Here is a 22,514-nt window from a genome sequence, read left to right as displayed (position 1 = left end):
ATAAAGCAATAAGAATAGTTATAGTTTGAGTTAATAGTTGATTTCACAACACCTGGTGGCCTGGAGAAGGCCATCAGGTTTTTTAAGCAGAAACCAACATCTGGAAAAGCCAGTTTTTCCAGATGATTCTAAATCTATTCTAATTTAAATTCACTTTAATTTTGAGCAAACAAATTTTGGAACAGGCTTCAAAACTTAACAATTTCGGCCATGAACTGGACCATTTTGGAATCACCCGAGATGGGGAAAAAGTGGAAAAACTAAGAATTTTCCATAGCAATGGTCTTGAAATAAGCATGATCAACTATGGAGGGATCATCACTTCCCTGAAAACACCAGACCGTAGCGGAAAAATTGAGGATATCGTACTGGGTTTTGATACGCTATCAGAATACGAGGAAAAAAGTCCGTATTTCGGTGCGCTGATCGGTAGGTTTGGGAACCGAATTGCAAAAGGTCAATTTTCCCTGGATGGGAACAGCTATCATCTGGCCAACAATAATGCACCGAATCATTTGCATGGTGGGAATCGCGGTTTTGACAAGGTTTGCTGGAATATGAAAATAGGCGAGCAGCGAGATGATGCTGTTTCGGTGATCCTGGAATATACCAGTGCTGATGGAGAAGAAGGATATCCCGGCGAGCTGAAAACAAAAGTTACCTATACCTTAACGGAAAATTCACTGAAGATCGAGTACCACGCCACGACTGATGCCCCTACAGTTTTGAATCTCACACATCATTCGTATTTTAACCTATCGGGAAATCCCGGCCAACCGGTGACCGATCATATGGTCCAATTTCCTTCTGATTATTATTTACCGATCGATGAACACCTGATTCCGCTGGGAAAACCAGAAAAGGTTACAGATACTCCTTTTGATTTCCGTCAGCCACAAAAAATTAAAGAAGGCCTTCTCCAGGATACTGAATATTCACAGCTCCAAAGATCCGCAGGATATGATCATACTTTTGTGATCAAAGGGAGCGGAGAGGCCCGTAAGTTTGCCGGGACAGTCTGGCATCCTGAAACCGGGAGGAAACTGGAAGTTTTTACCAGTGAGCCTGGAATGCAGTTTTACACCGGGAATTTTCTGGAAGCAGGAATGAAAGGCAAGGGAAATGCAACCTATCAGAAAAGAAGCGGCTTTTGCCTGGAAACTCAGCATTTTCCTGATTCTCCCAATCAATCACAATTCCCGTCGACCGTATTGCGGCCGGGAGAAATTTTTACTTCAGAAACCATTTACCAATTCGGGATCCTAGCATCCTAAAATGAAACTATATGAATCGAACTATCAAACACCTCTTCAGCCTGTTCATTTTGGCAGCAAGTCTTGGACTCGTTTCTTTCACCGTTCTTCGGAACTCAGAGGCTATAAAGCCGGGGAGCGACCCTATTTTCAAGAAAGCAGTTTATACCGGCAACGACAAGGTTTACAAAGACCATCCTTTACAGGAGGGAGAATTTTATAACCCGATTTTACAGGGAACCTATCCAGATCCGGCGATCACCCGAAAAGGCGATGACTATTACCTCGTCTGCTCTTCGTTTGCAATGTTTCCCGGTGTACCCATCTTCCATTCCAAAGATCTCGTGAACTGGAAGCAAATTGGGCATGTATTAGATCGACAGTCGCAGCTGGACGTGCATAATACAAGTATTAGCCAGGGAGTTTATGCGCCTGGAATCACTTATAATGAACAGAACGATACGTTCTATATGATTACCACGGCCTTTGCCGGAGGTCTGGGCAATATTATCTTAAAAACAAAAGATCCGATGAAAGGCTGGAGCGAACCTAAAAAGCTCAATTTTGAGGGCATCGATCCTTCCATATTTTTTGATGATGACGGCAAAGCCTATGTTGTTCATAATGATGCGCCCGATAAAGGCAAGGAACTCTACCAGGGGCACCGCGTGATCAAGGTTTGGGAGTACGATGTGGAGAACGATCAGGTTATTCCCGGCACCGATACAATCATCGTGAATGGCGGGGTGGATCTTTCCCAGAAACCTATCTGGATCGAAGCCCCGCATCTTTATAAAAAAGACGGAACTTATTATTTGATGTGTGCTGAAGGTGGTACCGGTGGCTGGCATAGCGAGGTGATCTTTTCGAGTGATAGCCCGAAAGGACCGTTCACTCCGGCACCGAGCAATCCTATTCTGACCCAGCGTTATTTCGGAGACGAACGAGGAGCGTTTAAGGTTGACTGGGCGGGTCATGCAGATCTGGTCAAAGGCCCAAATGATCAATATTACGGAGTGTTTTTAGGAGTTAGACCAAATGAGGACAATCAGGTGAATACCGGCCGGCAAACTTTTATTCTGCCGGTAGACTGGTCTGGGAAATATCCGGTTTTTGAAAACGGACTCATCCCGATGAAACCTACACTGAAAATGCCAGAAGGTGTGGAAAATCATACAGGTGAAAACGGTTTTTTTCCAAATGGGAATTTTACCTACGAAGAAGATTTTACTGGTGAGAACCTGGATTTTCGATGGATAGGTCTTCGCGGACCTCGGGAAGCCTTCATGGAAACCGGGAAGAAAGGCCTCGAGATGGAAGCTTTCTCAACAAATATCACCGAGCTGAAACCCACTTCCACTTTGTTTTATCGACAGATGCACCGAAGCTTCAGCTTTATGACAGAAATGGAATACCAGCCTAAAAAGGAAACCGATCTGGCCGGGATCACCTGTTACCAGAATGAGCGTTTCAATTACCTTTTCGGGATTACAAAAAAAGAAGGTAAAGACATCATTCTGCTTCAGAAGACCGAAAATGGGAAATCTGAAATCCTCTTCAGTAAAAACATTGAATTAAAAAACCCGGTTGCACTGAAAGTGGAGGCAAAAGGCAATTCCTATGAATTTTCTTATGCGCTGAAGGCTTCGGAATTCCGGGTTTTAGGCGAAGCTGTTTCCGGGGATATCCTGTCTACCAACGTGGCCGGCGGTTTCACTGGAGCCATGATCGGTTTATATGCTACTGAAGGGAATACGGCCATTCCGCAGTCTAACTAAAATTGAAAAAATGAACACACGAACGATCAGCTTACTCCTGCTGTTTTTCATGATGAGCCTGCCCAAAGTGTTTGCCCAGGAGCAGGCTGAAAATCCCATCATTTTTGCCGATGTTCCCGATCTTTCCATGGTCAAACACGGCGATAATTATTATATGAGCAGCACGACGATGCACATGAGTCCCGGTGTACCGATCATGAAATCAAAGGACCTGGTGAACTGGGAGATCGTAAGCTACGCTTATGATACGCTGGCCGATATTCCTGAATTGAGGCTCGAAGCTGGCAAAAATGCTTACGGGCGTGGTTCTTGGGCCAGTAGTCTGCGCTTTCATGATGGAAGGTTCTATGTTTCCACATTTTCCGGAACTACGGGTAAAACCTATATTTTTTCTTCGGAAGATCCGGAAAGCGGTAAATGGGAAAAAGCTTCATTTTCTCCCAGCCTGCACGATAATTCTTTAGTTTTTGACAACGGAAAAGTCTATATGATTTATGGCGGCGGAAGTATTCGCATTGTGGAACTGGAATCAGATTTTTCTGGAGTCAAACCGGAAACCGATCATGTCTTAATAGAAAATGCCAGTGCGCCGGCGGGGGAGGATATTATGCTGCCAGCCGAAGGTTCGCAGCTTTTCAAGCACGATGGTAAATATTATCTTTTTCATATTACCTGGCCTCGAAACGGAATGCGAACCGTAGTGATCCACCGCGCCGATAATTTGCTCGGGCCATATAAAGGGAAACTGGCTTTGCAGGATCTGGGTGTGGCACAGGGAGGCCTGATTGAAGGCCCGGACGGAAATTGGTTTTCTTATTTGTTTCGGGATTATGGCGCTGTGGGAAGGATCCCATATCTCGTTCCTGTAGTATGGAAAGATGGCTGGCCGGTCCTGGGGAAAGATGGTAAAGTTCCTGAAAAACTGGAACTTCCAAAAAGTAAGGGATTGATCCCTGGAATTGTTGCTTCGGATGAATTTAAGCGTGAAAATGCTGAAAATTCGCTGCCTTTGGTTTGGCAATGGAATCATAACCCCGAAAATGATTACTGGAGTCTTAAAGAGAAACCGGGTTATCTTAGACTAACGAATTTCCGAAAAGACACTACTTTTTTACAAACGCGAAATACCTTAACACAACGTACTTTTGGACCAAAAAGCAGTGCTGAGATCAGCCTGGAGTTGGGCGGACTAAAAAATGGGGATGTAGCCGGGCTTGGCTTACTGCAGAGCAAATACGGGCTAGTAGGCATTCGAAAGGAAAAAGACCGGTTGTCGCTGATTTCCATGAAAGGCGAAAATGGTAAGAACTGGATCGAGGAAAGTATTCCTTATAATTCAGAAACCGTTTTTCTGAAGGTTGTATGTGATTTTGAGAATAAAAAAGATGAAGCCCAATTTTACTTTTCCGAAGACGGCGAAAACTGGAAATCTATTGGAAGTATCCTGAAAATGGAATATAAACTAACCCATTTTATGGGCTATCGTTTCGCGCTATTCAATTATGCCACTCAGGAAACAGGCGGGTTTGCTGATTTTGACTATTTCCGCATGAGCGAATAATACAAGAAAAAAAGCCATTTCAAACGAAATGGCTTTTTCTTCAGCTAACTAAACCAACTATTGCCAGCCGCCACCGAGATTGCGGTACATGGATACCCGCGCCAACAGTTGTTCTTTCCTGGTTTCCACCAGGTCCATTTTCGATTCCAGTGCATCACGTTGTGTGAGCAAGACTTCCATATAATCTGCTCTTGCTGAACGGAAAAGCTTATTGGTGAGATCGATAGACTGTGTGAGTGCCTCCACCTGGTCCTGTTTCAATTCATAACTTTTCTGCAACTTGTCAATATTCGAAAGCTCGTTGGAAACTTCGATATAGGCATTTAGAATGGTCTTCTCATAATCGTATACAGCCTGCAGTTGCCGGGCGTTTGCCGTGGCATAAGTTGCTTTGATCGCGTTCCGGTTGATCAGCGGCGCCACCATATCACCCGCCAGGTTGTATAAAAGCGACTCTGGCGTGGTGGTTAGAAATTCCGGTTTAAATGCTTCCAGTCCAACACCAGCATGAATCTCAAAACTTGGATAGAAATTAGCTCTTGCCGACTTCACGTCCAGTTTTGCAGCTTCCAGTTCGAATTCTGCCTGCCTGATATCCGGGCGATTGGTAAGCAGCTGCGATGGAATTCCCGTATAAAGGCTGTCCAGGGAAGCTTCCGTGAAATTTTGGGAATTCCGATCGACGTGTTGTGGCGCTCTTCCGATGAGGAAATTAATGCGGTTCTCGGTTTCCACGATTTCCTGCTGTACGGCGTAACGCTCACTCTTATTCTTGAGTACTTCTGCTTCGAAACGGCGAACTCCAAGCTCGGTCGCTCTTGCCGCTTGTTTCTGAATACGGATGGTCTTCAGCGCATTTCCCTGGATGTCCAGGTTCTGATCGATGATCGCCAGTTCGTTATCCAGCGCGATCAATTCGTAATAAGACTGCGCGATCTCTGAAATGAGATTCGTGACCATGAAATGCTGCCCTTCCACGGAAGAGAGGTATTCCATCACCGCGGCTTTTTTGGAATTCCGAAGTTTTTTCCACACATCCAGTTCCCAGGAAGCGAAAACGCCTGCCATGAAATTTGGCAGCGGCTCCGGGAATTCTTCCTCTGGGCGAATATCGGTATTCGCATCATTGGCGCCCTGACTGGTGTACCTGCCTACTTTTTCCACTTCAGCGCCGGCCTGCAGGTTCACTGAGGGCAAATATTCACCTTTGCGTGCCCTGATCTCGTTTTTGGCCATGGCCACCTGCTGCATGGTAATATTCAGTTCCTGGTTGTGCACCAGCGCGGTGTCAATAAGCTCCTGCAGTTTTTCGTCCCGGAAAAAATCTTTCCAGTTCATCGCTGCGGAATTCACCGTATCCTGCTGAATGCTATCCTGGTAACCGCCGGGCAGGGAGGTATTGGCCTCCCTGATTTCCCGTGACGGTACACAGCTGTACAGGCAAAAAGTTGCTAAAATGCCTATACAGACGGGTTTTGCATATTTTGATTGGAAGATCGATAGTCTATTCATCTTCTTTTCTTTTCATTAATTTTTTCAGTTTTTTGTTGATCTTGCGCAAACGGGAGCTAATGCTTCCTTCACCTTCGCTGGTGCGCATGAACTCTTCGGTAAAGGTTTCATCATACTCATCGCGGATCAGGCTTTTTCCTTCAGACATTTTTCCGAAGATGAAATAAAGCCCCGGGATGATGATCACCCCGAATATGGTCCCAATGAGCATACCACCCAGCGCCGAACCACCAATCGTTCGGTTACCAATGGCGCCGGCTCCGCTGGCGATCACCAATGGGATCAACCCGGCGATAAAGGCAAAAGAAGTCATTAGAATAGGTCGGAAACGCATTTTTGCGCCTTCGATGGCAGCTTCCAGCACGCTCATTCCCTGGCGATGTTTCTGAACGGCAAATTCCACGATCAGTACCGCGTTCTTACCTAGAAGCCCTACCAGCATGATTACCCCGATCTGGGCATACACATCGTTGGAAAGTCCCATAAGCTTCAGTAACAGGAAGGAGCCAAAAACTCCAACCGGCAAGGAAAGCAGTACCGCGAACGGCAGTAAGAAACTTTCATATTGAGCGGCCAGTACGAAATACACGAAAACGAGGACGATAATGAAAATGAACAGAGCATCGTTTCCACGGTTGGCTTCGTCGTAGGAAAGACCTTCCCAGGCAATATCATAACCTCTTGGAAGTTTTTCCTTGGCTACTTCACGAATGGCTTCAATGGCATCACCGGTGGTGTAACCTTTTGCCGGTAAACCTCTGATCGCTGCCGAATTGTACAGGTTGTAACGAGTGATTTCATTGGGTCCCAGTTTTTTCTCCATGGTCATGAAAGAAGAATAGGGTACCATTTCTCCTTCTTCGTTCTTCACATATAATTCTTCCAGGTCTGAAGGCATCCCACGGTATTCCGGAGCGGCCTGTGTGTAAACTTTGAAGAATCGACCAAATTTGATGAATCCCTGCTCGTAGGTACTACCAATCAGGATATTCAGGTTTTCCATCGCTTTACCAATGGATACCCCTTTTTGCATAGCCGCCTTGTTATTGATCTTTAATTCATACTGCGGATAATTAGCTGCGAAAAAGGTGAACAGTCCGCTAAGTTCTTTTCGCTTGCCCAGCTCTTCCAGAAATTCATTGTTGATTCTTTCGAATTCATGGTAATCTGTCGAGTTGGTTTTATCCAGCAAACGCAACGAGAAACCGGCAGAAGATCCGAAACCTGGAACCGCTGGCGGCTCAAAATATTCGATCGTAGCTCCAAGATCCTTACTCTTTTCTTCCAATTCTTCCATGATCTCGTGAACCGAATGTTCCCTATCAGACCATGGTTTCAGGTTGATCAAGCAGGTACCCGCGTTGGAACCACGACCTTCGGTCATGATCTCGTAACCGGCCAGTGATGAAACCGATTCCACACCTTCAACTTCCTCACTCAGTTTCTGAAGTTTTCTGGCAACATCATTGGTTCGTTCCAGGGTTGCTCCCGGAGGTGTCTGGATGATCGCATAGATCATTCCCTGGTCTTCACTGGGGATAAATCCTGCCGGCAGGATTTTATTGGTCACGAAGATCCCAACACAGAATGCAAGTAAAATTCCAAAGGTTATGACTCTTCGGTTTACGATATAGTTCAGGAAGCCTACATATCTTCCGGTAAGTCTTTCAAAGCCGCGGTTAAACCAGTCGATAAAACGGTTGATAGGTGATTTTTTGCGAGGTTTTCCGTGGGTGTTCTTCAGGAGCATTGCACAAAGAACCGGTGTGAGTGTTAGTGCCACTACTGCGGAAATTACGATAGACCCGGCCATGGTTATCGAGAACTGGCGGTAGAACACTCCAACAGGACCCGACATAAAAGAGATCGGTATAAACACCGAAACCATCACCAGTGTGATCGCGATGATCGCGCCACCAATCTCTCCAAGAACTTCGGAAGATGCTTTGTATGGCGTGAGGTTTTCTTCTTCCATTTTTACGTGAACCGCCTCCACCACAACGATCGCATTATCTACCACAATACCGATTGCGAGCACCAGTGCGAAAAGCGTGATGAGGTTGATCGACAAACCGAAGATCTGCATCACGAAAAAGGCTCCTACCAGTGAGACCGGCACGGCGATGATCGGGATCAGGGTCGAACGCCAGTCTCCCAGGAATAGAAATACCACGATCGCCACCAGGATGAATGCATCCCTCAGGGTATGCAATACCTGTTCGATAGACGCATCCAGAAAGTTGGAAACGTCATAAGAAATTTTGTAATCTACTCCCGGGGGCAGGTCTTCTTTCAGTTCCTTTAGTTTTTCCTTTACGTCAGCGATCACGTCGCTACCGTTACTGCCAAAGGTTTGTTTCAGTACGATGGAAGCTGAAGGTTTTCCGTCGAGGTTGGAATAGATATCGAAGAATTCACTTCCCAGTTCCACATCTGCCACGTCGCCGAGGGTGATCATTTCCCCTTCGCCGTTGGCTCTCAGGATAATGTCTTTATACTGCTGCGGTTCGCTGTACCGGTCCTGGTAGGTAAGGACGTATTCCAGGGCCTGAGCTTTTTTACCCGAACTCCGTCCAAGGCGACCAGGGCGGGCCAGGATACTCTGGTCTTCCATGGCTTCCAGGACTTCTTCCGCGGAAATATTATAGGCACGCATACGGTCTGGTTTTAGCCAGACACGCATGGCGAATTTACGGCTACCGAGAATTTGCGCACTGGCGATACCGTTGATACGCTGAATTTCAGGAACGATCCTGGTATACGCATAATTGTACAGGAACTTTTCATCGGTATGTTTTTCCTTGCTATACAGGTTCACATACATCAGCATACTAGGCTGTACTGGCGTAATGGTCACCCCTTCGCGTTGCACGAGTTCCGGTAGCAAAGGCATGACCTGGTCAACCCTGGTCTTTACCCGCACTACCGCATCATTGGGATCTGTTCCTGGTTCGAAAATCACACGGAGCGTTCCTTCCCCGGCACTGGTTGCATCCGAAGCGATGTAGCGCATTCCCTGCACCCCGTTGATCGAGGTTTCCAGGGGAATCAGTGTAGATTTCACCAGTACATCGGCGCTGGACCCGGGATAGGCTATGAAAACATTGACCGTGGTTGGCGCGATCTGCGGGAACTGCGAAATAGGCAGTTGCTTGATCGCCAGCATCCCGACGAATACGATGATCACCGAGATCACGATCGCCAAAACCGGTCTATGGATAAACTTTTTAAACATGTTATCTAAAGATTTTGGGTTTGCTATTCGGTGTATAGATCAAGATTCGCGAGCACTTCGTTCGGATCTTCCATTTCAGCATGGATCTCCTGATTATTTTTTACCATCCTGATTCCTTCCAGCAACACCCGGTCATTTTCCTTTAGGCCAGATTCCACCACGAATAGATGGGGTAGTTCGGCGCCGGTTTTGATCTCGGTTTGATGCACCACATTTTTCTCATCTACCGTAAATACATAGCGTTTGTCTAATACCTCAAAAGTGGCTTTTTGTGGGATCAGCATCGCATTTTTCAGTGGGATGGTCATCAGGATATTCCCGGTTTCCCCATGTCTCAGAATACCTTTCGGATTTGGAAAAGTGGCACGGAAAGCAATATTTCCGGTTTCGTTGTTGAATTCTCCCTCGATGGTCTCTACGACACCATCCTGGTCAAACTTCTTATTATTGGCCAGCAATAAATTCACGTTTTGTTGCTGGTCGTTCCTGGTGTTCATCATGTAGTCCAGATATTCCGCCTCCGGCACATTGAAATACACCCACATTTTGCTGTTATCTGAAAGGGATGTAAGCAATTCGCCTTCTTCCAGCGTACTGCCTTCACGAACTTCCAGATGGTCCATGATCCCGCTGAAGGGAGCGCGAACATCTGTAAATCCAAGATGGGTTTGTGCAAGGTTTACTTCCGCTTGAGCCTTGTCATAATTGGCCTTTGAGAGGGCCAGCTCATTGGGAGAGACCACATCGCTGTCTGCCAGTAATTTGGTGTTTTCAAATTCGATCTTGGCCGCTTCGCTTTCAGCTTTAGCTTTCTGAAGTTCGGCCTGGTAAATATTGGGCATGATCTGGAACATCAATTGCCCTTTTTCTACGTGCTGCCCTTCATCTACCTTGATGTTTTTTAAGTAACCTTTTTCCATCGCACGAAGTTCGATATGGCGAATGGAGTGGATCTGGCACACGTATTCTTTGGTAAAGGAAGTGTCGATTCTTACAGGCGTGGTTACCTGGAATGTTTCTTCCTCATGATTTTCCTCTTTATGAGAATTACAGCCAATGCTGCACAGCACGGCAAGAAAACCAATTAAAAGTGGGATCTTCTTCATAGTAAAATGAATTTTTAAAATTAGAATGATTAAATAGGGAATGGGCCTGGCCAGGTTTCTGGCAGGCAGGTTACCTCTAAGCCACAGGTGAAAAGGAAAATTTTAGATCCTGAAAACCTCTAGCTGTATGAAACGCTTGAGGGTATGGTGCGTGGATTGCTTGCGGCAGGGCTGGCAGGTTTCATTTTGGCCAATCGCGTATTCCCAGGCCAGCATATAGAATGCGGCGGTAAAAAGGTGGCTGGTAAAGAGTTTGGAAAACTGGTCAGCATCTGAATGATTTTCAAAATCCTCGCTTTCCGTTTCCTCGATCAGGATTTTTTCCAGCTCCAGTTGGGAACTTGGGGTACTTTGGTGAAGCTGAGCAGTGCCAAAACTGGCATTATCGATACGTATTTCAGAAGAAACCTTAAGATTGCTTTCCGGAACCGAGTTGGCATACGAAGACAAAACAGTTCCCAGTAACAGGAAGAGTACCGAAAAAAAATATTTAGCAAATGCTCTTTTCATTCGGACAACAAAAGTATTCTGCCGCTATAGTTTTCACAAATTTTTAATAAGTTAAATTTCCGAAAACGTTTGAAATGGCCAGTTTTGGAATGATTGATGTGCTTTAAATCTTAAATTTTAAATGCAACCGTTAATTCTAACTCAAAAACTAATCCGTATGAAATCAATTTTACTACTGATAATTGCATTCTCATTTAGCCAAATTTCAGCAAGAACAATTACCGGAACGGTCATAGACGAAAGTGGCCTGAGTTTGCCGGGAGTCAATATCCTGGTAAAAGGAACCAATACTTCGGCTCAGACCGACATTGACGGAAAATTTTCAATCGAGGCCAGTAAAGGCGATATTCTTACCTTCTCGTTTATTGGCTTTATTACGGAAAAGATCAAAATTAAAGACCAAACAATTCTTGAAGTAGTCTTGAAAGAATCGCGGGAATCACTAGATGAGGTGATTTTGTTACAGAATGATGCAGAAAGAAGCCTTAGTGGTGTAGTTTCTGGAATTTCTTATGCCAATCCGCCAGAGAATACCGAGTCATATAAGCCCATCGAGGAAAACATTTTTAAGCGTGTGGGTAACGCACCGCTTTCCACATTTTCGATAGATGTGGACCGCGCAGGTTACAGCAATATTCGCCGGATGATCAATAATGGACAGGATATTCCGGTAGATGCGGTAAAAATTGAAGAAATGATCAATTATTTCAATTATGATTATTCACAGCCTACCGGAAATGATCCATTTTCCATCAATACCGAAGTGGCAGCCACGCCGTGGAACGACCAGACCCAGTTGGTCAAAATTGGTTTACAGGGAAAGATTATTCCGCTGGACGACGTTCCGGCATCGAACTTGGTTTTCCTGATAGATGTTAGCGGCTCCATGAACAGTCCCAATAAACTGGAATTATTGAAATCAGCCTTTAAACTGCTAACCGATAACCTTCGGGAGCAGGACAAAGTGGCGATGGTGGTCTACGCAGGAGCGGCAGGTGTGGTGCTGGAACCCACCAGTGGGAATGAAAAAGCGAAAATCAAGGAGGCTCTCCAAAAGTTGCAGGCGGGAGGTTCAACCGCGGGGGGCGAAGGAATCAAAATGGCCTATAAGATCGCTGAAGAGCATTTTATCGAAGGCGGAAATAACCGCGTGATCCTGGCAACCGATGGTGATTTTAATGTGGGCGCCAGCAGTGACCGCGCGATGGAAGATCTTATTGAAGAAAAACGTAACAGTGGTGTTTTCCTCACCTGTCTCGGCTTCGGAATGGGGAACTATAAAGATTCGAAAATGGAAACCCTGGCTGATAAAGGTAACGGAAATTATGCCTATATCGATAACATGCAGGAAGCCAAACGGGTGCTGGGAACCGAATTTGGTGGTACGATCTATACCATTGCTAAAGACGTAAAAATCCAGGTGGAATTCAACCCTGGTAAAGTCGCGGCTTACCGACTCATTGGTTATGAAAACCGACTGCTGAATGACGAAGATTTCAATGATGATCAAAAAGATGCCGGGGAACTGGGCAGCGGTCATACAGTTACTGCGCTTTACGAGATCATCCCGGTTGGCGTAAAATCCAAATTTCTGAAAGAGGTGGATGACCTGAAATATAGTAGGATGAAAAACAAGGATTTTGGAGAGGAATTACTCACGGTCAAATTTCGGTATAAGGAACCGGATGGGAATAACAGTAAGCTGATCACGAAAACGGTCAATTCCCCGGAAACCGAAAAAGAGCCAAGTGAAGATTTAAAGTTCATGTCGGCCGTGGCCTTATTCGGAATGAATCTTCGGGAATCTGAATATTCCAATAACTGCGGAAATGATGTCGTGATAGACCTCGCGGAAGCCGGTCGGGGAGCAGACGGGGATGGTTACCGGGCGGAGTTCATCCGGCTGGTGAAAACCTATGAATAAGCGCCTGCCAGAAATAAAAAAACCGATCTGTTAAGATCGGTTTTTTTATGATTTTCAGTAGTCGTTATAGCCTCCTGATCCAGATATTTCGAAATTGCACTTTCGTTCCGTGATCCTGCAGGGCGATCACATCCTCGCCGTGCGCTTCCGGGTAATTGTGTAAGCCGATATATAACGTAAGACCGTGGATAGTTGCGTCATTCTGCACGACCACACCGTTATGCAAAACAGTGATCTTTGCTTCGCTGTCCAGTCTTCCGTCTTCCTTGAAACGAGGTGCGGTATAGATCACGTCATAGGTATTCCATTTATCAGGGGAACGCATGGCGTTGACCAGCGGTGGGTGATCCTTGTAAATACTTCCAGCCTGTCCGTTGGCATAAGTTCGGTTTTCATATGAGTCCAGAATCTGCAATTCGTAGCGATCCTGAAAAAAGAGACCGCTATTTCCGCGACCCTGTCCTCGGTGCGCAGCATCATCTGGCGCACTCCATTCTAAATGGATCTGGCAATCGCCAAATTTCATCTTGGTTTGAATGCCACCAGTACCCGGACTAACCTGGAAATAGCCATCTTTGACCTCCCAGGGTGCCGCTTTTGTAGAATCTGACTGGCTTACCCACTGTTCCAGGTTTTCACCACCAAAAAGGATGATCGCGTCTGAAGGTGCATCGCCCAGTTTTTCGCCGGGAGTGACCACTTCCACCTCTGGCTCCCAAATTTCCGTCATTTCGGGTTTCATAGGCATAGGAGATTCTTCCGGTGGTGTATTGGGATATTCCTGTGCAGAAAGTTGAGCGAATGTGAGGCTCGCCAAACCGGTAAGCAGCAAATTTTTACAATGATTCATAAGAATGGTATCAAATTTTAAAGTTATTAGAAATCGATTTTGAGACTTTTACCTTCGGCCAGGCGTTTACGAAACTGCACGAGGCTGGCGATCAAATAGCCGGCTGCGGCCGCGTAAAATACATACGGTAGTCTTTCAGCTCCCTTCAGAAAAGATACATAGCCAACCAATAATAAACCTACGCCTTCGGAAAAAAGGATGAGGGGTTTAATGAATTCATTATCAAATTTGCCTTTTTTGCTAAGCATAAACACCGAAAAAAGTGCGGTACCAATAATGATATTGATGAAACCGATGACCGGATAATCCTGGAAACTGTCAATGCCATTGAGAAATATCAGGAAACCTGCAAGCGCATTTTGAACTTTTGCGAAGAATTGCTTCTTATTTTCTATCCGAGGCATTGTAAAAGATAAAAGTCTTTACAAGATAGAGAATGTTCTGAAATTATAAACTGATTCCCAGCCCAAAATTAAGATTTGAAGTGTATTCTTCCCCTCCAAGCGGCGTTTTACTATCAAAATAATAGTTGAAAATACTGAAAACCTTAAACCATTTCGCCAGCGGAATGTCCAGCCGGAACTGCTCCAGAATGCGGTAATCCTTGAGGTCTCTGTAAAGCGGCTGGTAATAAACCGTATTGGCTACTGAAAAGCGCTGCGACTTCGGAAAATAGGACAGCGTGAGATAGGTGCTGTTTCGATGATTATGGTCTATGGTCCCAGCCTCATCGCTGTGCTCGATCTCGTACATATAACTGTTACCGGCATAACCGGTGAAATTCTCCTTATCCATCCATTTTACCCGAAGGCCAATGCCGGCGAGGTTTCGCTGCTCCACGACCAAAAGTTGGTTGTATTGACCTTGTAAGAAAGCTTCCAGCCGGAGTAGCTGGTTGAATTTATAATTATACCGGCCGTGAAGAAACCAGGCATTTTGCAGGTTTTTATTCTCACTGTCGATAAGTTTATAGGTTCCTATAAGAAAATAAATACTTTTCAGGTCTTTTGATTTCAGCTGCGTAGTGAGCGCGCCGTTTATCTGGGTGACGTTTGTCCCGTTATTGTTGGCATAGTTCAGGGAGAAATCGGCATTCAGGGCAAACCTGATCGAATCGGTTTGCATGCGTTTGGATTCGATATTCACAAGCTGGGCCTGAATGATCCCCGGTAGCATGATCCCGATGATCAGTAAAAATCTGGAAAATATGGGTTGGTTCATGCCGCCAAAGTTAAAAAACAGCTTTCGCTATTCCGAAGCAGAAACGCTTTAAATTGTGTGAAAAAATCAGACTTTAGTAAGCGCCCATTTTCCTTTTCTGAAATACCAGAGAGCGATCAGGGCATGAAGGGAATGGCAAAAGGCGATGGAAATAAAAATTCCAAGAATGCCTTGGTCCATGGATTTGGCCAGCCAGTAAGCCAGCGGGATTTCGAGGAACCAGAAGACCGCCACATTGATCCAGGAAGGTGTTTTGGTGTCGCCCGCCCCGTTAAAGGCCTGGATCATGACCATTCCAATTCCGAAGAAAATATAACCCAGCGCAATAACCTTAAGGCCTAAAGCCGCAATTTCCAGAACCTCATCATTTGGGGTGAAAAAGCCGGCTACCCATTCGCCAAAAGCGAGGTACACCAGTGTAATGACAGCCAGGAAAATGGCGTTGTATTTTGCGGTGAGCCAGACCGAAATCTTAGCCCTTCTTACTTTTCTGGCTCCGAGATTCTGTCCCACCATCGTTGCCGCTGCGGAAGAAAGGCCCCAGGCAGGCATCAAACTGAACATCAGAATGCGGAAGGCGATGGTAAACCCGGCCACGGCGCTGCTCCCAAATTCAGCCACGATCCTGATCAAAAATATCCAGGCTACAGAATCGATCAGGAACTGCCCCATCCCACCAGCCGAAATGGAGACGATCTTTTTTAAGGTTTTCAGCTTGAATTTCAGGTTTTCTTTCAGGATGACCAGCCTGTGTTTCGCATTCAGTAAATGATAGAGCTGAAAGCAAACGCCGAGACTTCGACCGGTAGTGGTGGCGATCGCGGCACCTTCCAGGCCAAAACCTTCAAAAGAACCAATTCCGAAAATGAGTAAGGGGTCAAGCACGATATTGATGCCGTTTGATATCCATAGCGTCTTCATCGCGAGGTGAGGCAAACCGGCACCGCGAAAGGCGCCGTTGCAGAGGAAAAGGAGCATGATCGCGGTATTTCCGGCAAAAATGATTCGGGTATAAGAAATGCCGGTTTGAATAACTGTTTCCGAAGCACCCATTAAACGGAGGATATCTTCCGCAAACAGAAAACCCAAAATTCCCAGGATGATCGAAATTCCGCCACCAAAAACCAGTAGCTGAAAGGTCGCACTGCCGGCGCGTTTATAATCTTTTTCCCCGAAGCGTCTCGCGACCATGGCTGTTGCGGCCATACTAATGCCCGCACCAATAGAATAAATGATGATGATGACGGCTTCGGTAAGGCCTACTGTGGCCACGGCATCTTCCCCAATGCGGGCTACAAAAAAGATATCGACCACCGCAAAAAGCGATTCCATGATCATTTCAAGGATCATGGGCACTGAAAGTAAAAAGATGCTGAGCGGGATATTCATTTTTGTGAAATCCTGCTCGCCTCCATTAATAGCTTCCCCTAAAAGACTCCAAATTCGCCTGGCCGTTAGTTTTTTCTTCACAACTGGTTTTGCTTGCTCCTGACTAATTTAGACTTTTTATGGGTTGGGTAAGGGAATAATTATAGATGGGGGAGGAAAATATCTGTATTTGGGAAGTTCTCGTATCTTTAAAAGCAAATCATCTAATAATTCATCGTAAAATTGGACTTTTATGAGCTCTCTTCTTCGTTTGACCTTAGTTTTCCTGTTTTTATTTGTTTCCTGCAATTCCCCCAAATACCTGGAGCGAATGAATGAAGAGACCGACTATTATATTGTTCCAAAACCTAAAAAACTGATTCCTGCAAATGGAGCTTTTTTATTAAACCAGCCGGTTACTTTCAATTTTCCAGATGAGCTCCGGCAAGAGGCTGAATTTTTGCGAAAATATCTATATGAGGATTTTGGAGAAACACCTGATGAAAAATCTGACGGCAGTTTAGTGCTTCTCCAGGTAAATGAAAAAATGGGGGCCGAGAGCTATATTTTGGAAAGCACTCCTGAAAGTCTTTCTATCGAAGGCGGTTCACCGCAGGCAGTTTTCTATGCACTTCAGTCTTTAAGACAAATAATTCTTAAACAAAATGGAGACCGGCTTATTCCGGCTGGGAGGATTGAAGATCAGCCAAGATTTACCTACCGCGGAATGCATCTTGATGTAGGCAGGCATTTTTTTAATACTGAAGAAGTGAAGCAATATCTTGATATTCTGGCGCTTCACAAGATCAATACCTTTCACTGGCATCTTACGGAAGATCAGGGTTGGCGTATTGAGATCAAAAAGTATCCGGAACTTACCAAAACCGGAGGTTTTCGAAATGGTACTATTGTGGGGCATTTCCCCGGGACGTCAAATGATAATGAACGTTATGGCGGGTTTTATACGCAGGAAGATGTTAAAGAGATCGTAACCTATGCAGCCAAGAGGCATATTCGTATTATTCCTGAAATTGAAATGCCCGGACACAGCCAGGCAGCCATTGCCGCGTATCCTTTTTTAAGTTGTTTTCCGGAAGAGAAGACCACGGTTCCTGAAGGGATGATGTCATCGAGCAGCAAAGAACAACAGGAAAACGGGCGAATAAAGATCGTGCAGGAGAGTTGGGGAGTTTACAGTGATGTTTACTGCGCAGGGAAGGAAGAAACTTTCGAATTTCTGGAAAATGTTCTTGATGAGGTTATGGAACTATTCCCATCAGAATATATCCATATTGGTGGGGATGAATGCCCAAAAGATAACTGGAAGCGCTGCCCAGAATGTCAAAAACGCATGACCCAACTGAACCTGGAAAACGAACATGAGTTACAGAGTTATTTTATCCAGAGAATGGAAAAATATATCAATAGCAAGGGAAAAAAAATCATTGGCTGGGACGAAATCCTGGAAGGAGGATTGGCGCCAAATGCCACGGTGATGTCCTGGAGGGGAGAAGCCGGAGGGATTGAAGCAGCCGAGCAATCTCACGAGGTGATCATGTCACCCACCGGTTATTGTTATTTTGATTATTACCAGGCAGAGAATTCCGAAAAAGAGCCCCTGGCAATTGGAGGGTACTTACCTGTGGAAAAGGTTTATTCCTATCATCCGCAACCGGAGGAGCTTACCCAATCGCAACAACAGAATATACTGGGGCCTCAGGCAAATCTGTGGACCGAATATATCGATAATTTTGACAAACTTCAGTATATGTTGTTACCACGGCTCGCTGCCATTTCTGAAGTTGGCTGGACTAATCGGGATGACCGAAAATGGCTGGATTTTCAGAAACGCCTTTCCGCTTTGCGAAAAGTATATGATCGTCAAAACTACCGCTATGCCACTCATGTATTTGAACAGCCTGAAGCCCACTAAACCTTAGTGGAGTTCATATATTCTGAAGGAGTCATATGAAATTGCTTCTGAAAATTCCTACCAAAGCTTGTTTGAGACTTATAGCCCACTTTTTCGGCTACCTCGTAGATTTTGAATTCTCCGGAATGAAGCAGTTCTGCAGCCTTTTTCAGCCGGGCGAGGTTGATGAGTTCGTTGGGTGAAAGATTGGAAAGTTCGCTAATTTTACGGTAAAGGCTGGAACGGCTCATGTTCATAATATCTGCGAGCGTTTCCACACTTAAACTCGTATCATTTAAATGCTGAAAGATTACCTTATCGAGTTTCGTAAGAAAATCAGCATCAGTTCTGGAATTGGCAATGCTTTTAATATGAGAGAGCGGCGTGCTGGAAAAGAATTCCATCACATTGCGCCTGTTCTGGATGAGGGAATGGATTTGGGCCTTTAGATATTCTACCGAAAATGGTTTGGTTACATAGCTGTCTGCACCGCTTTCCAGTCCTTCGATTTTGGAATTCATACCGCTTTTGGCTGTTAATAAAACCACCGGGATATGACTGGTAGCCAGGTCGCTTTTGATCATTTTACATAAACTGTAGCCATCGGTTCCAGGCATTGAAACATCGCTCAGCACTAGTTGAATGCTTTCTTCTGAAAGGATTTCCAGTGCTTTTTGTGCGTCTTCAGCTTGAAAGACCCGGTAAGACTCCTGTAGTTCACGCTGGAGGAAATTAAGCAGATCCTGATTGTCTTCGACCAGAAGAACGTTCGATTTTTCAGTCGACTGAAAGGCAGAGGGCGACGGAGCAACCCGATATTCTTTGTCGATCCCGGCTGGTTCATAGAGATCAAATTCTTCATGCTGATGCAAGGGAAGTTCGAGTATAAACCGGTTTGTTTCCGTATGTTCGTTTTCCAGTTTAAGCTTTCCATTATGTAAGGAAGTGAGAGAATGTGCCAGGGAAAGGCCTATCCCGCTACCGGAAAAACCGTTATTTTCAGAAACACGGAAGAAGGGTTCAAAGATCTTTGTCGCACAGGTTTCTGGAATTTTAGGGCCATCATTTTCGATACTCATGGTCAAACATTGCTCATTTTGTTCCAGTTTTACCCGCACCATTTTTTCCGAATACTTAACCGCGTTGTTAAAAAGGTTACTAAGAATTTTACGAACGCCTTCTTCATCTACATATGCAATTACAGGCGTTGCTGGTAATTGCAGTTGGAAGGAAAGCTTTTTTTCATCGATTACCGGTTTAAATCGCTCCACCGTGTCCTGTAAGAGCCTGGAAATATTGGTTTGGACGAAGGAAAGTTTCAGATTTTGGGATTCGGTTTTGCGAAAATCCAGCAATTCATTGACCAGGTTCAGAAGCCGGGAAGTATTCTTGTCCATAATGGCCAAATTTTCCCGAAAATCTTTTTTTTGTCCCTCGGTACTTCGCATCAATTTTTCCAGTGGAGCTTTAATGAGCGACAAAGGCGTCCTGATCTCGTGTGCGACATTGGTAAAGAACTGGATCTTGGCCTGGTAAATCTCTTTTTCTTTTTGGTTTTGAAAAATCGCAAATTTTTGCTGGTTCTTTTCCTGAGTGTATTGGTGGTAATACCTGATTAAGAAATAAATAGCGGTAAAAACGAGCAGAGTGTAAACAAAATAAGCCCATTTACTCAGCCAGATTGGTGGTAATACTTCAATTCCCAGCTTAGCAGTATCGGGACTTAAAGACCCATAACCATTTTTAGACCTGATCTGTAATTCGTAGGTGCCCGCTGGCAATTCTGTAAAAAATATGCGGTGTTCCTTTCCCAGATAGACCCAATCGTCATGTAATCCTTTCATTTTGTACCAGTATTCAGTCATTTCAGAAGAGGAATAGCTCAGATTTGTAAACTCCAGACTAAAGGATGACTGGCGGTGATTTAGAACGATCTCTTTTTGGAAATTGATCGATTTGTCCAGTGGCGAACCTAGTGAATTAACAGGGACTTTTTTGTTGTTGATCTGGATATCAGTGAACAATACGGGCGAAGACGCGTTATTTTCGGTAAAATTCTGAGGATTGAAGCTAATCATCCCGTCTACACTTCCAAAATACATTTGCCCTTCCGGAGTTTGAAAAGCAGAGCTATAATTGAACTGGTCACTGATCAAGCCATTCACGGTTGTGTAGGTCTTCATTTCTTCTTTATTGACATCGAATTTTACCAGGCCGTTTGAAGTACTGATCCATAAGATGCCATTTTGATCCTCCAGAATGGAATAGGTGACATTGGACGGGAGGCCGTCGTGAGTAGTCAATTTCCTGAAATTTCCCGTTTTTGGATCATAGAGATTCAAGCCATTTTCAGTAGTTACCCAAAGCCTTTCAGTAGAATCAGAAAATATCCCATTTATGACATTGCTACTAATACTGTATGAGTCGTCGTTTTTATGGGTAAACGCACGAACCTGTTTATTTTTAGGATTATAGCGATAGAGACCGTCCCAGTACGTGCCCAGCCAGATGATCCCTTTTTGATCTTCAGCAATATAGGCATAATGGTGATTTTCGGGAAGACCGGGAACCGGAACAAAATCATCGTGTAACGGATCATAACTATAAATACCGGAGGAGGTTAAAAGGTAAATTGTACCTTCCGAAGACTTAAAAATATCAATGATAAAATCGCTGTTGAGAGAACGCGTATTAGAACTTTCATAGTGTCTCAACCTTCTACCAGTCTGGATATCCAAAATGTCCAAACCGTGCTCGAAAGTACCTACCCATAATTCATCATCTAATGTGAGAATTCCGTGAATGTTATAGTGCGACAGGTTTTTCTGCGGAATATTCCAGAATTCTCCAGTTACAGGGTCGAAACGATTAAGCCCTGCATCCTCCGTTCCAATCCATATTTTACCATATTGGTCTTGATGGATCTCCCGAACTGCGTTTCCGCTTATTGAATTTTCCCCAACCTTCGGAAAATATTTGTTAAAAGGGGTATAGGGTTTGGGATAGTAGTTAATCCCGCCGAAGTAGGTTCCCATCCATACACCTCCTTCGGTATCAGTAGTAAGGGTATAAATTGCGTTATCTGAAAGAGAATAGGGGTTGTTATAGCTCTTTTTTAAATTGGTAAATTGCTCAGTGTTCAGATTATAAATGTAAACGCCAGATTCTGTAGCCAACCAGAGTTCGTGTGCGCTGGCTAATGTAAAATCTCTAACGTATAAGGGGTTTTGATCTTCGGGAAAAATCGCTTCAGCAGTCTTTTTAATGGTGTCATACCAGAAAGCCCCGTGATATTTCGTACCGATCAAGATCAAATCTTTTTGAGCCTTCATGACTTTGGTGATGATGAAAGGCAGGTCGTTATGGATGTGTAAGTCAACTTCTTCTGGTTGGAAATCATTGGTATCTTCCTGAAAGCTGAAAAATTGATCCTGAGTAGTCATCCATATTTTACCGGAAGAGTCCTTGAATAACCACCAGGCATATGATCTATTAAAACTGTCAGTTTTTCCAGATTGAATATTCATGCGGTAGACGTTTCCCGCAGCAATAAACCAAAGATTTCCCTGATCATCATTTTCAATATCCAGAATGGGTTCATTGGCAGATAAAGGAATAAGCTGAAATTCTTCCAGTTCTTCCTGGTATTTGTAGAGTCCATTATCGGTCCCTACCCAAATATTATTCTGAAATTCATGCAGTGTTCGAACAAAATTACTGCCCAGGCTATTTGCCTTTCCGGTTTCTTGACGAAAGACTTTAAAATTATAACCATCGAAACGATCCAAACCATCTTTGGTTCCAAACCACAAAAATCCCCGTTGATCCTGTAAGGAAGAGGTAATGGTATTATGGGATAATCCATCTTCTACCTGATAATTTTTAAAATAATATTCCTGGGCGGCTAAATGTAAACTTAGCAGCAATAGGATGGTCATAGAAAAAAGTCGCTTCCTCATAAAAGTAGGATACCATTAAAGTACAAGTTAGAGGTATTCATTTTGTTTCACAGTTCAACAAATCGTCTCAATATCACGTCAACATTAACTTTTTCTTAAAAATTGATTCAAAAAATCTAAAGATTGGAACAATTGGAAGAAAAAATGGTAGAGTCATCCATTACCTTCAAACCACAATCAAATCCCTAAAATTTTAATTGAATTATTAAACTATTAACAATCGAGATAGTTCAAATTTATCGAATTAATAACTATATCGATTTAGTAAAAATCGGAAAAAATGAGGATATAAAAAAGCTGAAGCAACCCTAGTTGTTAAAAATTA

General features: G+C 44.3%; 14 protein-coding genes. 5 read left to right on the top strand and 9 right to left on the bottom strand.

Translation table 11 applies throughout. The features are described 5' to 3' along the window. Positions 1 to 161: 161 nt before the first annotated feature. The 3 genes from GRFL_RS01545 to GRFL_RS01535 are packed head-to-tail and all read left to right on the top strand — an operon-like array spanning position 162 to position 4,592. Positions 162 to 1,274: an aldose epimerase family protein gene (locus GRFL_RS01545; RefSeq protein WP_158091625.1), complete on the top strand. Its 1,113-nt coding sequence runs from the start codon at positions 162 to 164 to the stop codon at positions 1,272 to 1,274. Positions 1,275 to 1,285: 11 nt separating this feature from the next. Further along, entirely contained in the window at positions 1,286 to 3,031 is a 1,746-nt protein-coding gene (locus tag GRFL_RS01540) for a glycoside hydrolase family 43 protein (RefSeq protein ID WP_083642862.1), read from the top strand. A gap of 10 nt (positions 3,032 to 3,041) precedes the next feature. Continuing rightward, the gene (locus GRFL_RS01535; protein WP_083642859.1) at positions 3,042 to 4,592 is read left to right on the top strand and encodes a glycoside hydrolase family 43 protein; all 1,551 of its coding nucleotides are present in this window, start codon (positions 3,042 to 3,044) and stop codon (positions 4,590 to 4,592) included. Positions 4,593 to 4,649: 57 nt separating this feature from the next. On the opposite strand, the gene GRFL_RS01530 is transcribed toward GRFL_RS01535, so the two are convergent. The 4 genes from GRFL_RS01530 to GRFL_RS01515 form a co-directional block, all read right to left on the bottom strand. After that, positions 4,650 to 6,104 (bottom strand): TolC family protein, encoded by a 1,455-nt coding sequence (locus tag GRFL_RS01530; protein WP_083642857.1) that lies wholly within the window; start codon positions 6,102 to 6,104, stop codon positions 4,650 to 4,652. Continuing rightward, on the bottom strand, positions 6,097 to 9,339 hold the full coding sequence (locus tag GRFL_RS01525; protein WP_083642855.1) for an efflux RND transporter permease subunit: 3,243 nt from the start codon (positions 9,337 to 9,339) through the stop codon (positions 6,097 to 6,099). The genes GRFL_RS01530 and GRFL_RS01525 overlap by 8 nt, the downstream gene beginning before the upstream one ends. Positions 9,340 to 9,362: 23 nt before the next feature. Next, complete coding sequence (locus GRFL_RS01520; protein ID WP_083642854.1) at positions 9,363 to 10,445, bottom strand: efflux RND transporter periplasmic adaptor subunit; 1,083 nt, start codon at positions 10,443 to 10,445, stop codon at positions 9,363 to 9,365. A gap of 102 nt (positions 10,446 to 10,547) precedes the next feature. Next, a complete protein-coding gene (locus tag GRFL_RS01515) occupies positions 10,548 to 10,955 on the bottom strand; it encodes a hypothetical protein (protein ID WP_083642852.1) in 408 nt (135 codons plus the stop codon). Between the two features lie 157 nt (positions 10,956 to 11,112). Between GRFL_RS01515 and GRFL_RS01510 the strand changes: the two genes are divergently transcribed. After that, a complete protein-coding gene (locus GRFL_RS01510) occupies positions 11,113 to 12,879 on the top strand; it encodes a vWA domain-containing protein (protein WP_083642850.1) in 1,767 nt (588 codons plus the stop codon). 64 nt (positions 12,880 to 12,943) lie between these two features. Here the strand turns inward: GRFL_RS01510 and GRFL_RS01505 are convergent, their stop codons facing one another. From GRFL_RS01505 to GRFL_RS01490, 4 genes are all read right to left on the bottom strand, one after another. After that, entirely contained in the window at positions 12,944 to 13,729 is a 786-nt protein-coding gene (locus GRFL_RS01505) for a 3-keto-disaccharide hydrolase (protein WP_083642847.1), read from the bottom strand. A 26-nt stretch (positions 13,730 to 13,755) separates the two neighbouring features. Then, a complete protein-coding gene (locus GRFL_RS01500; protein ID WP_083642845.1) occupies positions 13,756 to 14,133 on the bottom strand; it encodes a hypothetical protein in 378 nt (125 codons plus the stop codon). A gap of 43 nt (positions 14,134 to 14,176) precedes the next feature. Further along, on the bottom strand, positions 14,177 to 14,950 hold the full coding sequence (locus tag GRFL_RS01495; RefSeq protein ID WP_083642843.1) for a DUF481 domain-containing protein: 774 nt from the start codon (positions 14,948 to 14,950) through the stop codon (positions 14,177 to 14,179). A gap of 66 nt (positions 14,951 to 15,016) precedes the next feature. Beyond that, positions 15,017 to 16,420 (bottom strand): MATE family efflux transporter, encoded by a 1,404-nt coding sequence (locus GRFL_RS01490; protein WP_236995857.1) that lies wholly within the window; start codon positions 16,418 to 16,420, stop codon positions 15,017 to 15,019. A gap of 151 nt (positions 16,421 to 16,571) precedes the next feature. On the opposite strand from GRFL_RS01490, the gene GRFL_RS01485 reads away from it, so the two are divergent. Further along, positions 16,572 to 18,251 carry a beta-N-acetylhexosaminidase gene (locus GRFL_RS01485; protein ID WP_083642841.1) on the top strand — a complete coding sequence of 560 codons (1,680 nt, stop codon included), beginning with the start codon at positions 16,572 to 16,574 and terminating at the stop codon, positions 18,249 to 18,251. On the opposite strand, the gene GRFL_RS01480 is transcribed toward GRFL_RS01485, so the two are convergent. Further along, positions 18,248 to 22,189 carry a hybrid sensor histidine kinase/response regulator transcription factor gene (locus tag GRFL_RS01480; RefSeq protein WP_083642839.1) on the bottom strand — a complete coding sequence of 1,314 codons (3,942 nt, stop codon included), beginning with the start codon at positions 22,187 to 22,189 and terminating at the stop codon, positions 18,248 to 18,250. The two genes, GRFL_RS01485 and GRFL_RS01480, sit on opposite strands and share 4 nt — an antisense overlap. Positions 22,190 to 22,514: the final 325 nt, after the last annotated feature.

Origin of the sequence: Christiangramia flava JLT2011, assembly GCF_001951155.1 — a bacterium.
Classification (GTDB): Bacteria; Bacteroidota; Bacteroidia; order Flavobacteriales; family Flavobacteriaceae; genus Christiangramia; species Christiangramia flava.
Note: the sequence above shows the minus strand (reverse complement) of the source record. Positions and strands in the feature narration are given on the sequence as shown.

Excerpts from the sequence above, each read along its gene's own strand:
- GRFL_RS01540 (WP_083642862.1), top strand. The coding sequence starts at position 1,286 with ATGAATCGAACTATCAAACACCTCTTCAGCCTGTTCATTTTGGCAGCA.
- GRFL_RS01535 (WP_083642859.1), top strand. The coding sequence starts at position 3,042 with ATGAACACACGAACGATCAGCTTACTCCTGCTGTTTTTCATGATGAGC.
- GRFL_RS01530 (WP_083642857.1), bottom strand. The coding sequence starts at position 6,104 with ATGAATAGACTATCGATCTTCCAATCAAAATATGCAAAACCCGTCTGT.
- GRFL_RS01525 (WP_083642855.1), bottom strand. The coding sequence starts at position 9,339 with ATGTTTAAAAAGTTTATCCATAGACCGGTTTTGGCGATCGTGATCTCG.
- GRFL_RS01520 (WP_083642854.1), bottom strand. The coding sequence starts at position 10,445 with ATGAAGAAGATCCCACTTTTAATTGGTTTTCTTGCCGTGCTGTGCAGC.
- GRFL_RS01515 (WP_083642852.1), bottom strand. The coding sequence starts at position 10,955 with ATGAAAAGAGCATTTGCTAAATATTTTTTTTCGGTACTCTTCCTGTTA.
- GRFL_RS01510 (WP_083642850.1), top strand. The coding sequence starts at position 11,113 with ATGAAATCAATTTTACTACTGATAATTGCATTCTCATTTAGCCAAATT.
- GRFL_RS01505 (WP_083642847.1), bottom strand. The coding sequence starts at position 13,729 with ATGAATCATTGTAAAAATTTGCTGCTTACCGGTTTGGCGAGCCTCACA.
- GRFL_RS01500 (WP_083642845.1), bottom strand. The coding sequence starts at position 14,133 with ATGCCTCGGATAGAAAATAAGAAGCAATTCTTCGCAAAAGTTCAAAAT.
- GRFL_RS01495 (WP_083642843.1), bottom strand. The coding sequence starts at position 14,950 with ATGAACCAACCCATATTTTCCAGATTTTTACTGATCATCGGGATCATG.
- GRFL_RS01485 (WP_083642841.1), top strand. The coding sequence starts at position 16,572 with ATGAGCTCTCTTCTTCGTTTGACCTTAGTTTTCCTGTTTTTATTTGTT.
- GRFL_RS01480 (WP_083642839.1), bottom strand. The coding sequence starts at position 22,189 with ATGAGGAAGCGACTTTTTTCTATGACCATCCTATTGCTGCTAAGTTTA.